A 14,463-nucleotide genomic window follows, 5' to 3' on the forward strand; every position below is an offset into this window, starting at 1 on the left:
AGCCAACCTCTGAACATTTTTCCTCCCGGGTTACATAAGCGCCATGAGGCGGTTTTCTACCTCGTCCGCCGTGCGCTGCGGGTCAGTGGCGACGATGTTTTGGGTAACAATAATTTGCCGTGTGGTTCGTGGTTGACCATATTGGTCGGTGGTGCCACGAGATGACGTGACCTCCGGCAACGTAATACCCCCGTCGAGCCAATCAACTAGGCGGTCAAACGATGTAGTCTGCTCCGGGCTGAGGACCCGCTCCGGCTTAAATGCTGTCTTGTGGAAAATGCCCTGTCCAACTCCCATAAGCCCGCCGTGCTCATAGCCACCGGCTCGGCCGTACCCTGCAGGCAGAGAACCATAGGTGCGCATGGTGTACCGCATAGACGCGGCGATATTCGCCTTCGGGTCCCAAATATCATTCGGGAAACGAGGGTCACGGTGCGCCGCGAACGTGCTACCAATAACCTGCATAAGCCCCTTCGAAGGGTCGCCCCTCCTCGCGTTAATGTCCCAGTTGTTGATAGCGCGTGGGTTACCGCCCGACTCCTGATTCATACGCTTTAGCGTGATACCGAGCCACGATGCGGGGTGCCCATACAGCCGCAACAGTTGCGAAACCAAGGGTGCCCATCGCTGCACACCTGTTCCGCCCGGGTCCGCCGACGACTCCGCCATTTTCTTATCAATCATGGCGCGGGCCTTAGAGTCCATCGCCTTATCAACCGCGCTCGGTAAAGTGTTGATAATTCCCGGTTTGCCAGCCCAACTACGCAGCGCCGTTTGAGTACGGTCGCGGAAAGGTTTCACCGCCTCCGCAATCATCTCGCCCATCGACACGCCGGAACCCATACCCGGCACGAACCTACCGCCGTCGACGACGCGGAGGTGGTGGTGCTGGTTGAAATACGAGTCCGTAGCACCGACAGCACCGGCACCGAACTTCACCCTGGACGGGGAACCACCCGACTCAACATTCACCGCGGGGATACCCTCAACACCGCCGATTGTGCCAGCAGTGTGCCCACCACCGGGGCCGCCATTTCTGATACCTACGGAGAAACCAGCGGACAAACCACGCGCCCACGCGCCCCGCTGCCCAGCCGGGAAATTACCCGTAGCCCACTGGCGGGCACCGTTACCGCCCAGAATCACATCCGCGATACCAGACATGTAACCCGAGCAGTCAGTACCGCCCGCGCCGTGTGCCGAGCCACCAAACACATAGGGTCGGCCGCTACGGGAACGCGCCCAGTTATAGCCGCGCAAAAGGTCACGCCACGCCGGAGAACCCTTCACAATGCCACCACCCGCATAACGGGAGGCGATTTGCTTAAACGTGTGGTCATTCAGCATTTCCCGCTGCTGTTTCGTGGACCGCAGACTATTCGGGGTCGCAGACACCGCACCGGAGTTCATCGCGTCTAGATTCTGAACCCCGATTTTGTCCACGGCCTTAGCCGTCATAACGTACTCACCGTTCGACAACAGGGCAGGAATTTTATCGTCCGTCGGCCCACCCGGCCCAGACACAAAACCACCGGTCGCGAACCGCAGCGGATACGGTGCCATCTTCTTCGTGCCAATCAGTTCCGACACGCTATTCCACATACCGACCAGGCCGTTATTGAAAACAGTGCCAATCGTGAAGCGGACCGGTGCTGCTGTGAGCTCTCGGATACGAGCCCAGGCCGAACCGATGGAATTAACCGCCCAGGTAAACGAGTTCGTCACCCACTGGAGTGAATTTACGATGGTGGTAAACACCGGAGTTACACCAGTGCTCAGAGCCCAGAAGAGCATCTGCACAAAGTAGGACAGCCCAGCTCGGATAGGCCCGGCTATCTGCCCCCATACCGTGGTCGCCATCATCGTCGCTGATTGACCAGTTGCCAACATAGTAGGGGTGATAACACCCGCCTGCGTATTTGCCATCCCCGCCGCCATACTCATAAATGCGGGCAGGGCAACCCCACCTGTCTGCGCTGCGACGGTGTTCGCAAACCCGATGGTTGCGCCATCGAGCATTCCGAACATTGGAATCAGCGTGCCCGTTGCCGTCGAATCTATCTGTGATGCGGCCGACTCGAACGAATACGGCGTAGACGATGCCATGTCTGGGGCGGTTACAGACATGGCAGGCAGGGGCGGCGATACCCGGGGAGCGACGTCTACCGCGTTAGTGGTGACGTTCGCGTTAACATTCACTCTGGCGGTCGTTGAGGACGCAGCCGCCATTTCTGCTGCTGCAGCGGTCACTGCCGGCTGCATAGCCTGGATACCAGCAACCATGCCCTCACCAACGTTATGGCCGATAGCCTGGAACTCGCGCGACGGCGAGTGGATACCAAGGGCGTTCTTGGCTGCTGAGATTGCTTTTCCTGCGAACCCCGTGACAGTACTAATAAGTGTGCTGATCATAGAGTTGATGCCGTTGATCATGCCTTGCACAATCTGGCGTCCAGCGTTGACAAGCCAGGTTCCAGCATCGGAGACAGCGCCGATAACCTTGTTTTTCCACCCGGTGATAGTGTCCTTCACGCGGTTGAACCCATTGATGACTGATTGAACCATCGGGGCCACATATTGTGAATAAAGGTTGGAGCATGCTTGGCCGAACTCGTTAACCTTGCCGCGCACCCAGTCCATCGCAGAGCTGATGCCAGATCGAACCCAGTCAAATGCGGCAATAACACCATTGACAACCGGCATGATTACCAAGTTGTAGACCAGCTGCACGCCTTGCCACAGGAAGTTCCACCCGGTTGCAATCCACCCGAAAATGATTTGCAGACCGTCCCACATTGCTTGGAATACCCATACAATGCCGTCAACTATTGGCTGGCCGACTGCCTGCCACGCAATCTGCAGCCAGCCCCAGAGCTCATTCCACGCCCCGACGAGCGAGTCCCACCCGGCCTTCAGCCAACCGACGAAGGTATCGAACGCCATGGTGATCCAGTCCACGACTGGCTGCCCGTAGGTATCCCAGCTGGATTGCAACCATTGCCATACCGCGTCCCAGGCGAGTTTGATTCCTTCCCACGCCAGAATCAGCGTTCCGATGAAGAAGAGGAAAACATCGCCGATGAAATCTAGAACCGGTTGGCCGTAGGTTTCCCACGAGGTTTGGAGCCACTGCCAAATGGAATCCCACCCAGACTTCAGCCCATCCCACACGGCGGTGAGGGTATCACCGAAACCTGTAAAGAAGTCGATGATTCCCGCGATTAGGCCGCCGACCCACTCCACGAACGCGCCGATTGCGGCGCCGAGTTTTTCGGCAATCCAGGAGATAACCGTGCCGATAACACTGATGAGCGGCGACAGGACATTCTCCGTGAGCCAGGAGATAACCTTTGCGACGCCCTCGAATGCGAAAGCCAGAACACGCAGGGCGCCAACGAGCAGGAATACTGCCGCCACAGCAACGCCGCCGATAACCATAAGCAGTGGCTTGAGGAGCGGCCACAATGCTTTCCCAATATCGAACAGTGCCTTCGCGAGGGCTGCGACAACATCCCACACGGCCTTAAAAATCGCGATGAGCGCATGCCACCCTGCAGACAGTACGGCCCCGGCGACGTCCTGGAATGCGTGCCCTAACGACTTAATGCCTTCCCACACGCTACGGACAGCGTCTCCCAACACGCGGTAGAAACTGATAACAGTTTGCGCGGCCGGGCCGCCAATCATCTTGGTCAGAGAATCAGCGTCTCCGTCTTTCCCTCGGATAGCGTCCCATGCCTCGGACGCTGCTCCCTTGAAGCTGGTTAGGATATCGAACACGCGGTTAGCGTTATCCCCACCGATGAGAGACACCAGCGCCCCACTCGACTTAAACCCTTCTGGGTTCAACACAGCGTTTTTAACGTCTGACCACGCGTTCTTTACTGTGCTGATGGTGTTCTGAATTCCCGCGACTCTGTCGGCTCCGATGAGCTTCGACAACGGCGATGCGGCATCCACCGGGGTGCCTCGGATAACGGAGACGAGGTTATCCCACAGCCCCTTGACGAAGTCCACCGCCGGGGCAACAGCGTTCTTGACGGACTCCCACATCCCAATCCAGAAATTACGGAACGCCTCCGAGTGCCGCCACAGCAACGCCACAGCCACTACCAACGCAGTAATCCCGGCAATGACGGCCCCCACAGGTGTGAACAAGAAACCAAGGTTCAGTGCCTGCCATACCTTCGTCAGCAACCCCAGGGCATTCACAGTACCAATGAGCGCACCTACTACTGCTGCTGCGCCAATTCCCGCCAGTGCAGCCGCGAAAATATCTGCTGTGACGCTCCCAGACTTCATCCACTTGGCAAAATCTTTAATTGGGCCGACTGCCCACTTCACAATCGCGGTTCCAAACTCCACCGCCGCAGTGATGCCAGGGATAAACGGCTCAATAATCGACGCGCCGAGGTTAAACAGCGCCGTTTTCATATTCGACAGTTTCGCCGGCAGCGTCTGGCCCATTTGTTTTGCAAGGTCGCCGGTGCCCATGTTCACGGCTTTGACGAAGTCCTCGAAGGACACCTTTCCGTCACTGATAGCCTTCTTCACTTCGGCTTGTGACATGCCCATCGAGTCGGCGAGGTACTTTGTCGCGTTGACTCCAGCGTCGGCCATCTGCGCCATGTCCTCACCAGTGACCTTGCCCTGCGCACTAATCTGCTGCATGACACGACCAACATCAACGCCGGAGCCTTCCGCGATGGAGGATAGGGCAGTAAACGCTTGAATCGCGCTGTCCATCGGCTTACCGAGCTGAACACCGGCCTGGGCGAACATCGCAGAGTACTTCGCTGCGTCAGACAGACTCACTGATGTACCCGTGACCTGCTCTGTCAGTTTCGCCATTTGGTTCTTGGTTTGCTCCGCAGATAGGCCCACGGATTGGAACATGATTTCCGCGCGCTGGATATTCATCAGACGGTCGAACCCACCTTTGAGGACCACGGCCGGGCCCGCGATCGCTGCGATGGCACCGCCGATACGCCCAAATGCGCTTGGCAGCTCATTGGCGTCACGTTTGACTGACTCCAAGGCCTCGCCGATGTTTCGACGGATACTGCTTCCAACTTCAGCGGCGCGTTGCCCGAGCGCAGTGAATGCCCCGCCAGATATGCTCCCCATCGCGTTTTTTGCGGCTGCGACACCGGAGCTAATCCCAGATGCGATGGATGAACCCGCGTGAGCTGCCATTTCGCCAATACGCGATAGAGAGGAGCCGCTGACTGTCCCTAGTGCCGCGTCCGCCTTTGATGCGCCGGAGGAAATGGAGGACGCTACCTGAGCCCCAGCCTCAGCAGCCTTCTTCGTAATCTTGGTCAGGCCGTTGCCGTCTACAGCATCGAGGGCTTTATCCGCTTTATCGGCGCCACGCTGGATTTCGGAGCCGATAGCGTCACCAGCTTGCGACGCCTCCTGTTGCGCAGACTTAGGGAGCTTGCCGAGGATACCGTCGATTTTCGCTAGGGCGCGTTCTACCTGCTGGGTGAGCTTATCTGTGACGTCACTCGCGTCCGCTTCGAAGGTGACTTTTGCTTTACCGACTGCCATGGTCACATATTCGCCATTCCGGGTGTCCATACATGACATAGAGTACTATAGTTAACTATATTGCGTTACTGTGTAGTATTACGAAGTGAAGAAAGGATGACATCATGGAGCCAGTAAAGAAGAAGAAATGGCCATGGATAGTTGGAGGACTCTTCCTCGTTGGACTAGTCGGCTCGATAATCGATCCGGTAGAGAAGCAATCAAACACGCCCGAAACATCCGTCACAACTACCACGGAATCAAAAATAGAACAGCCATATAAAGAGCGGACCCGGGCCTCAATGACAGCCTCGGAAAAGGGGACTGAAGAAACATTCAACGCCGGAGCGCAGTTCGAAAAGTGGTATCTCGGACAGTACGACGAACATAGTTGGGACTATGTTTGCGGCAAGTACGGCGGCTGGGAATGTAACGTGCTTGACGTCGACTCCCCGGCAGGGCTTGATGGCACCATCGTCATCGTAACGACCTTGTCGAAAGATAATCCCGAAGGAAAGCAGCGCGCAGAAGGTGCCGTTAAGTCTATCCAGAACCTAGCCGATCTCGAACCGGAGATGAAAGACGCTATTGGAGGGAAAGCTGACTACGTTCAGGTGTGGGACGCGCAAGGTAATGTGCTCGCAAGCGGCAATATCAACTACGGGGCGTAGCCAATGCGCGACGAAGATATTTCAGAGCAGGACTTGCGGATTCTTCGCGCGGAAGCGGCGTCGATGGTCCGTGGGAGGCGTCAATCCGAGTGGTGGGAGGAAGTAGAGCGCCTCACTGCAGGTGAGAAGTTCGCGGAAGCGGAAGAATTACTTGTTGAGATGCGGGATGCGGCCGCTGAGTCTACGCGTATTGCGGGGTGGACGGTGCCGTTCGCCCCCACGCAGGGACTTTTGTCTATCTACCTTAAGCAAGGGCGTATCGGGGACGCTGACCAGGTGCTTGCTGACTACCTGGACTGTCTCCAGGAGTATCGGATATTCGTGCCCGAGGGCGGGGATACTGGTGAGCGTAGGGCGCGTGAATGGGTGGAGGCTCTGTCCGATCCTAAGGCTCGTGCGCACTGGAAAGAACAAGGGGGTGAATGTAATGGAGGAAAGTGAGAGGGCGCGCCTTCTGGCTGAATGTGCTCAAGCACAAAAGAATTATGAGTGGAGTAAGCAGCGCCGGAAGGATGCCTTTATAGCAGCAATGCGGACGCCCATTAGTGCCCGTGAGATTTCCGAAGTGACTGGGCTTCCTAGGACAACTATTAGCGGCATAGTCAATCGGTAAATAGTGTATTGACCGTTTTTAGTCATTGTGTGGTAGTATTCTAAATGTAAAGCAAAAGCTTTATATAAAAAGCCACCGCGTAGCTGGGACTACCGGTGGCACGGACTCAACTACTAAGGAGTTGAATCATGGTTAATACTGCCATGCCCGCCACGGGAACCGCAAACCCGCTCATCCCACTCACCGAGAACTCCGACGGAATTCAGGCTGTCATGGGACGAGACCTACACGCCTTCCTTGAGGTCCAGTCGAACTACACAACCTGGATTAATCGGCTGATAGAAAAATATAGGTTCATTGCAGGTCAGGACTTTATTCCAAAAATGGAAGAAAGTTCAGGTGGACGCCCGTCTGAGAATCACATCCTCACCTTGGATATGGCAAAAGAACTGTCCATGGTGCAAAACAATCAAAAGGGACGCGAAGCCCGCCAGTACTTCATCGAATGTGAGAAACAAGCACAATCGAAAAAGGCTAATGGTGGTGAACTATCGCGGCTCGAACTTCTTCAGCTCGCAATGAACGCCGAAACAGAGCGTCTCGCACTCGAGGTAAAGAACAAAGAACTCGAGCCGAAAGCAAAAGCCTATGATCAGTTCATTGACGCAGACGGAACCTATAGCGTCGGCAATGTCGCAAAGATGCTCGGGCTAAGCCAAAACAAGCTCTTCACAAAGCTCCGCCAACACGGAATTCTCATCTCCAAAGGAGCAATGCGGAACACGCCTTACCAAAAATACATGCACCACTTCGCAGTCAAAGCCTACGACTACCAGCGCAGCGATGGTTCAACACACACAAGCTACACAACCCGTGTACTCCCCTCAGGAATCGGTTTCATACAAATGAAACTCAACCCTGAAACAAAGACGGAGGTATCCGCGTAATGAACGGAACAGTGAACGGATACTTCGAGGACCATGCCGTATCCTGCATCGTTACCCCAGACATTGTACGTGACAAGGTAATCGGGCTAACCATAGATATTCTCGGAGAGAGCTTCGCACATACGCTCGCCTTTGATGGTGATGATATGTCTGAGTTCCTTACGAAATTGACTATGCGTAGCTAGAGGTCAATCCCCTCGAACCCCTCGAAACCTTCTTCCCATCCGGGTGGGGGAGCCATCGGGTTGTCACGCCGGTACAAATCCCGGATGATTTTCTCCCGCTCCTCATCATCTTTCGCCGAGTCGAGAATCATTACCTCGACGACATCCAGCAGCGCCGTTAGTGACGGCAGTTGTCGGAGCGGGTCAGAAATCCCCTTCTCAATTAGCCGTCCACGGATCATTGACCACTGCTGTACAGTCGCCCGCGATAGCGCAACAGTCGTTTTCCACGGCCGAGCCGTACCCTCCCTCAAAATACCGGCCATTAAATCCAACAAGTCCGGTTCGCCCCCGTCATAGTGGAACACCACCGGAAGCAGCTCATCCAGGCTAATCCCGGCAGTAGAAGCAATCTCCGTGCATGCCTGCAGACTCTCCCCAGGGACATCGCTTGCAAGCCTAGAGACGACAAGAGCGGCAGACGGAGGAAGCTCACTGACCTCCCACTGCCTGCCGCACCAATCAACAAACACCAGCTACCTGCGTGGGCCGGTAGTTGGAGCGTTCATCTCCGGCGACTCTTCTGCCGCCTTCACCATAGCCTCGATAATGTCCCCCATAGACTCATCGGTGATAGGAGACTCGGGGTCCATCATCTTTTCGAGGAACATCTCAAAGTCATCGGCGACAAGGTGGAACTTCAGGAACATGCGAAGCGATGCGATTGACAGCTCACCATCGGACTTCGCGGACGCGCCGAGGGAAAACGCCAGCAGAGCAGCGCGCTTCGGGACATGGAAGCGGAAAGTAACCCCTTCTACTTCCACAGAATGCGAAGCTTCAACCTCTGCATCGGAACTATTAGACGGGTCGATGATTGCAACCTCAGGCTCATCGGCGATAGCACCCGGTTTCTTAGTCGCTTCAAGCTCTGCGAGACGTGCCTTCAGCTTCGCGGTTTCGTCCTCGCGGTTCGCATCGGCTTCGAAAGCTGCGGTGGAATCAGTAGTCACAGTGTTGTCCTTTCAGATCGCTGTTCGGTGACAAAGTTTGTTCTATTCCCCTGCGGTGACCTCAAACCCCAACGCTCCGGCACCTGTCTTTAGAGCGTTGAGGAGCCAGGGCCTCTTTTTTGCGCCGGGGTGGTTCACCGAGCGGGCGAACACCATGCCGTTTGTTCCGCGCCATGCGAGCACTTTCGCTCGCCGTGGCCGAATGACATGAGGGCGGGACCCTTCATGCACGGCCAGCGAGTAGTCAGCGGAAGCCTCGATATCAGATGTTGCACGGCCGTTGCTGTAGGTGATTGCCCCTTGGGTGTGTGAATTACGCAAAGCCCCCGTATCGACGGGGGAGGTTACCTTCGCCTGGTTCAGGGTTGCGCGTTGAGCCTTACGTACCAGAAGGGTCGTTTCATGCTGTAATACAGCATTCATTTCGCCATAGTTGATTGTGAACTCAGATGACATGATTTACTCGACTATTTCCACGACACCGAGGGATAGGAGATTGCGCACCACTTCTGTCACAGTGACGGTTGTTTCCTGGCCGCGCGCAAGATACACGGTGTTGCACACACCTCGGATAGTGATTGTCTCTGGTTCCTGTGTCTTCTTTGGTCGACGGGTAGCCATTTTTCTTCTCCTTACAGTTGAACGTTGATTGTTTTCACCCATGCGAGGATTCCCCCCTGCGGGCCGATGGGTTCCGACGAGCCGACAACCGTTCCGTTAGCGAGGTTCAGTCGGTCTATTTCCCGCGACGCTATACAGAGTGCTTTCTCCAGCCGGTCGGCATCATCTAACCCGACGAGCGCGTCGTATTCCATCGCGTCCGGTGGCGGCGGGTAGCCCTGCGCGTCGACGGTGGACACGCACCGGGCGGCACCAACCTGGATAACGACAGCTAGCGCTCCATGACAGGGGTGGATACCTCCGTCGTCCTCATTCGGCCACACAGTGGTTCGGTACATGCGCAGGACATTTACCCATACGATTCCGGTGCAATTCTCGTACTGAAGGCCATCGAGAGCAACGTCTGCCCCTGGCCGGTGCTCAATCGTCGGGACGACTCCGCCCAGTGGGGCAGTGGCGGCGTCACTGGTGAACTGCGAACGCATCGCCTCAATTACCTGCCCGACAACAGCGACAGTTTTATTCATCATGCGGCTCCTACCAGATGGGCAGATCAGGTGACCAGATAGTGGCCGGTTCTGACATTCGGTTCGGGTTGTGAGCGCGAATCCAAATATCAACCTCCGTTAGTCCAGTCGCGCCGCTGGCATAGATGTCTTGCGGGTCAACGGCGGTGACTGTGACACCCTGGCGCTGGACTTGCTGGACGCGGCGAGGGAGCTGGCAGCGCCCACCGGTGCAGGCTGCGTAGAACTCTTTCGCCAGCAGCGCCGCGCACCGCGAACCGCCGGGTGGCACCGGAATGCCTTTCAGGTAGGTGATGCTCCATCCGCCGGGCTCCGTGTCCGCCACGTTGAGGTTCTGGTCCGGCCACGGTTCACCCGCGTGTCGGTAGATACGGTCACCGTCAACAATTAGCGAGGACAGGTCAATGTTCTGCCCAGCTACGGTGAACCCCGTGACCTTGTACACAGGGCCCGGCAGTTGGATTGAGCCGGAGCGGGAACAGTGAAGATACGTTGCTCCAGGGGTGGGGCAAATCCCAGCTGTTTGCGGTGGGCACGGCCGAACAGTGGTCGGGCAGATAGTGAATCGTCGCCCAGTGAGCGCCCAGAGGATTCCAACGGCGGTATCTACGCACTCGCGAATGATGATTGGGTCTGCATTGTCGGGAAGGCAATAGTCGTCGACTGGCCAGGTGCATAGTGCTTCGCTCATGTCGGTAGCGTCCCACTGTGAGGTGACTAGCTGGATAGGCAAACCCCACCCGAGGCGGCCTGTGCAACCGTCCCCGGGCGGGGCTTGTTATTGCGGAGTGACTGTCGCGAAAGTGGTACTCCGGGGCCCGAACAGCGGAGCGCATTTGGACAACATCGCCACCCCGAAGCACCACACCAGTACTACTACCTACCCTCGGTGACCGGAACTTACTGGTCTCCCACCGTGACCACACCAGCGGCTACAGCAGCGGACTCTCCAAAGTACGGCTGCGGCAAAGTCAATGCCTGCGGCTCGGCGGTAACCTCCGGAGGGGCAATAGTCGTCGACTGGAAATGTAGGTGCTCCATCCCCATCGGGGTAAGAAGACGACCAGGCGTGTTCTTCGCGTCAGTCGGCACGACGTTGTACGGGCCGCGACCCCAGTTCGGTCCAGCACCAGTGATGCCGGAGATAGTGAACGTTGCGACCGACGCTCCTAGTTCAAAATCACCCATCGTTGCTTCCTTCAGCCAGGGCATCAGGAAGTACCCGTAACGGGCAGCTGCAGCAGCTGCCCCTGGAGCCAGCACAGTATCATCAGTCGGGATTGTGCAGTCATCGGAGCCGGTACCGGTCCATAGCTCCAGTGCCGCGCCCTCGGTGACCTTGACCCGCTTGGACGAGCGGAAACCAACCGGCTTCTGCATATAATCCAGGACCAGCGGGTCATCGGTGAAGAAGGACAGGAGCAGCGGGTCAACGCGGCAGAATTCCATCTCGACTTCCCACCACTTCAGCTCCGGTGGGGTGCGGTCTGCGACGCACACCTGCCCATCCGCGTTGGTCTGCTCTAAGTCTTCGGCGTCCTTCATGGACTTGCTCATCTTCACGGTGACGAAGCCGTCGGTGACGATGGTCGATGCTTCACCGGCCTTTGGCAGGCCGCAGTTTCCGACGCGGGTTGCGCGGAGTCGCTTACCACGCACGATGCTTGTTGCTACCATTTTGGAAAATCCTCCAATGTTTGTGGTTGTGGCAGCGCCCCACGCGGGGCGTGCATGTCTTATTCGTATGTCCGGCGGGTGACCTATAGAAGGCCCGCAGACTTTGCGACAGCGGCAGGCACTACCCACCCGTTCGGGGCCGTGATAGTGCGCACCATCCCAGTTTTGTCCGCGCTGACCAGCGCGGAGGCGATGGTTTCTGTGTCTCCCGCGGCTACGGGATACACCTCGATGCGCCCGTCTGGGCGTTCTACCGTTGTGGCCGGAAGCTTCTTCTTCCGGGGCGTTCGTGCAGCCATGATTAGCCTCCAATCTTTACGAGAGTCATTGGTGCTTCAACTGCGACTGTGAGGGTGCGTTCCGCGACCGCTAAGCGGGTATTCGTCTGCAGCGCTGTTGCCACGGATGTTGCTACCGGGTCGCGCTGCACCACGACACGCCCGGTTGCCACGATCGCTGTTCCCAGCTCCTCATAGCCGCTGCCGAACACCCATCGGTGCCCACCTGGAGTGAACAGCGCCTGACCCTGGCGAATCACACCACCAGCCTTCTCAATCGCTGGGAGTAGCCAACGAGCAGCATGCACCACACCGGGTGCGTTCGTCGTGGCTAGTGCCTTCTCCGCTTCGCCGACCTGGGTGAGGATATTCGCGGCCGTTACCGACGGTGCTGCCGCAAGCCGTACCGCGAGGTGCTTCTCAGCCTCCAGTGGTTCACGTACTCTCAACGCAGCCACCGCGCGGGCGGTGGCCATATCGTCCGAGTAACCCACGGTTTTGCACTCGTGGGCTGCCCACACGCCGAACGCCCCGGCGGATGCTGGCTCAGCTACTGCGCCGGCCTTCGGTTGATTCGGGGTAGTTGGATTGCATGAGGTATCCCACTGCCCGGACGCTACTCCGTCTGGCTCAATGAGAACGCCACCACGGACGGTGGGCACATCCTGCACAATCGCGGCGTCATACAGCCCATAGGGCAGTGGATTCTGGTCTGGAAGCTTCACAAGGTTCGCTGGAATCCCAGCCATAATGTTTCCTCCGTTTCGGATAGAAAAAGCGAGGGACGGGGCACTATTACCCACGCCCCTCGCCATCGGGTTAGCTAGGAACTAGCCAGCAGCAGCACCAGCTGCCGGGCCACGCACACCGACCATGCCGTCGACCTTCACCGGGATAGTGACAAGGCGAGACTCGAAGCCGCGCTTGCCAACCAGTACACCGTCCTCGGTGAACAACTCGACACGCTTGTTGGTCTTCAACAGGGCGTGATCGTAATTGATACCAAGGTTGATGACCGGCTCCACAGCACTAATCCATGTGCCGGACGGGTACAGAGCAACCTTGACTTCGGTCGGCCATGCGGTTGCCGGCTTATCGCCGCCGATGACATCGGTCTGCCAGTCGACAACGAACTGAAGATTGATGCCGCGCTTACGGAACCACTCAAGAATCTGCTCGTCGCTAACATCCTTGACCTCGACACCCTGCTGGAATGCCATGTCGGCGCGCATGAGCTCAATGGACCAGGCTGGGGCGAAGCCCTCAATCGACTGGGTGCGCGGGATACGGTGCTTGACTCGAATGTCGGTAGCCTGCAACGCAATGCCGTTGAGGAGCGCGCCGGAGCCTGCGAACACGCCGGTGACAGTCACAGCGGGGGAGCCTGCAGAAATCTTGTCAATCTTGTATGCAGACAGGCGGTGCTGGTGGGCGCGGACGACCTCGTTGATGTACTTCGCGGTCTGCTCCGGCCATGCCTTGGATTGCAGGATACCGGAAGTGATGCACTGGCCGATGACATCCATGCGGAGTTCCTCGAACTCGTCGCACGGGATTTCCACGCAGGTCTTTTCGGTGTTGGCCTGCGCCTGCGTTTCGGTCTGCTGGAAACCTGGGAAGTTCTTGTAGATGTCTGCGAAGGACGGCTCCTTCGGGAACTTCAGGCCGCCTCGGGTGGCGGTGACTTCAGGAAGAGACAGCAAGTCGGTGGCCTGCAGGGTCGGGAGGAAATCGTAGATGGTTTCCGACGGTGCGCACCAGCCTCCAGCTGCGGTGAGGGAACCACCGTTGAGGTTGGTTTCGTCGGCTGCAAATGCCATGACAGCTTCAGCTCGGCCAGCGTCGTTGGCGTCGTCGATGGTGTACTCGGCGGGCATGTCGCGGTCGAGGTAGGCGAAGGTAGTGGATGCGGCACCACCGGAGCCGGAGACGACTCGGGCGGAGTGTCCGTGGGCAAGATTGGCGAATTCGGTGGCGACGCGAGTGACGTCCACAACGCCGGTTTCGTAGTTCTGGGCGCTGGTGGTGAGCCGGAAGCCGACGTTGCGGCGGGGAAGCTCGGGGTTGGTGGTGCCTGCTGCGTTAGCGAAGCGGGTCTTTGCGGATGCGGTCACAGCGGTGTCCTTTTCCTCGTCCTTGTCAGTAGTGTCCTCCGCCGTGTCGTGTGGCTCGGGGTCTGCGTCGCCGTCTGTGTCGTTGTTAGTGTCGTTGGCTGGCTCGGTGTCAGCGTCAGTGGCTTCGTCTGCGGTCTCGGCGTTGAACTTCTCGGCTAGCTCGTCGGCCTCTGCGGCGGTCTTCGCGTCGGCGATTGCGGTATCGACGGTTTCCAGGTTGTTCGACAGTTCCTGAAGCGTGGCGAGCTTCTCTGCGGTCACATCCTTACCGTCGCTGTACAGCGTGTTGAACGCGGTGACGATTTCGGCTCGTAGCTCGGTGAGCTCGCCTGTCGTTGCTGGCAGGTTCTCGGGTAGCGTAAACAT

General features: G+C 57.6%; 14 protein-coding genes. 3 read left to right on the plus strand and 11 right to left on the minus strand.

Annotation, left to right across the window (positions count from 1 at the left end; translation table 11 throughout):
* Positions 1-30: 30 nt before the first annotated feature.
* Positions 31-5,583 (minus strand): tape measure protein, encoded by a 5,553-nt coding sequence (locus tag Q0U90_RS03170; RefSeq protein WP_297451662.1) that lies wholly within the window; start codon positions 5,581-5,583, stop codon positions 31-33.
* A gap of 74 nt (positions 5,584-5,657) precedes the next feature.
* Here Q0U90_RS03170 and Q0U90_RS03175 point away from each other — a divergent pair, with 74 nt between their 5' ends.
* The 3 genes from Q0U90_RS03175 to Q0U90_RS03185 all read left to right on the plus strand — a co-directional run bounded on the left by Q0U90_RS03175 (position 5,658) and on the right by Q0U90_RS03185 (position 7,703).
* Positions 5,658-6,203 (plus strand): hypothetical protein, encoded by a 546-nt coding sequence (locus Q0U90_RS03175; RefSeq protein WP_297451665.1) that lies wholly within the window; start codon positions 5,658-5,660, stop codon positions 6,201-6,203.
* A gap of 3 nt (positions 6,204-6,206) precedes the next feature.
* On the plus strand, positions 6,207-6,644 hold the full coding sequence (locus tag Q0U90_RS03180) for a hypothetical protein (protein WP_297451668.1): 438 nt from the start codon (positions 6,207-6,209) through the stop codon (positions 6,642-6,644).
* A gap of 300 nt (positions 6,645-6,944) precedes the next feature.
* Entirely contained in the window at positions 6,945-7,703 is a 759-nt protein-coding gene (locus tag Q0U90_RS03185; protein ID WP_297451670.1) for a phage antirepressor KilAC domain-containing protein, read from the plus strand.
* Positions 7,704-7,884: 181 nt separating this feature from the next.
* Here Q0U90_RS03185 and Q0U90_RS03190 read toward each other — a convergent pair whose 3' ends face one another.
* The 10 genes from Q0U90_RS03190 to Q0U90_RS03235 all read right to left on the minus strand — a co-directional run bounded on the left by Q0U90_RS03190 (position 7,885) and on the right by Q0U90_RS03235 (position 14,463).
* On the minus strand, positions 7,885-8,400 hold the full coding sequence (locus Q0U90_RS03190) for a hypothetical protein (RefSeq protein ID WP_297451672.1): 516 nt from the start codon (positions 8,398-8,400) through the stop codon (positions 7,885-7,887).
* Between the two features lie 3 nt (positions 8,401-8,403).
* A complete protein-coding gene (locus Q0U90_RS03195) occupies positions 8,404-8,880 on the minus strand; it encodes a hypothetical protein (RefSeq protein WP_297451674.1) in 477 nt (158 codons plus the stop codon).
* Positions 8,881-8,922: 42 nt separating this feature from the next.
* Entirely contained in the window at positions 8,923-9,336 is a 414-nt protein-coding gene (locus tag Q0U90_RS03200; protein WP_297451676.1) for a hypothetical protein, read from the minus strand.
* Positions 9,337-9,339: 3 nt separating this feature from the next.
* Entirely contained in the window at positions 9,340-9,501 is a 162-nt protein-coding gene (locus tag Q0U90_RS03205; RefSeq protein ID WP_297451679.1) for a hypothetical protein, read from the minus strand.
* An 11-nt stretch (positions 9,502-9,512) separates the two neighbouring features.
* A complete protein-coding gene (locus Q0U90_RS03210) occupies positions 9,513-10,031 on the minus strand; it encodes a hypothetical protein (protein WP_297451683.1) in 519 nt (172 codons plus the stop codon).
* Positions 10,032-10,038: 7 nt separating this feature from the next.
* Positions 10,039-10,719: a hypothetical protein gene (locus Q0U90_RS03215; RefSeq protein ID WP_297451686.1), complete on the minus strand. Its 681-nt coding sequence runs from the start codon at positions 10,717-10,719 to the stop codon at positions 10,039-10,041.
* Between the two features lie 209 nt (positions 10,720-10,928).
* The gene (locus Q0U90_RS03220; protein WP_297451690.1) at positions 10,929-11,705 is read right to left on the minus strand and encodes a hypothetical protein; all 777 of its coding nucleotides are present in this window, start codon (positions 11,703-11,705) and stop codon (positions 10,929-10,931) included.
* Positions 11,706-11,788: 83 nt separating this feature from the next.
* Complete coding sequence (locus Q0U90_RS03225) at positions 11,789-12,004, minus strand: hypothetical protein (RefSeq protein ID WP_297451693.1); 216 nt, start codon at positions 12,002-12,004, stop codon at positions 11,789-11,791.
* A gap of 2 nt (positions 12,005-12,006) precedes the next feature.
* Entirely contained in the window at positions 12,007-12,732 is a 726-nt protein-coding gene (locus tag Q0U90_RS03230) for a hypothetical protein (protein ID WP_297451695.1), read from the minus strand.
* Positions 12,733-12,813: 81 nt separating this feature from the next.
* Positions 12,814-14,463 carry a major capsid protein gene (locus tag Q0U90_RS03235; RefSeq protein ID WP_297451698.1) on the minus strand — a complete coding sequence of 550 codons (1,650 nt, stop codon included), beginning with the start codon at positions 14,461-14,463 and terminating at the stop codon, positions 12,814-12,816.

It is taken from the genome of uncultured Corynebacterium sp. (genome assembly GCF_946998835.1).
GTDB lineage: Bacteria > Actinomycetota > Actinomycetes > Mycobacteriales > Mycobacteriaceae > Corynebacterium.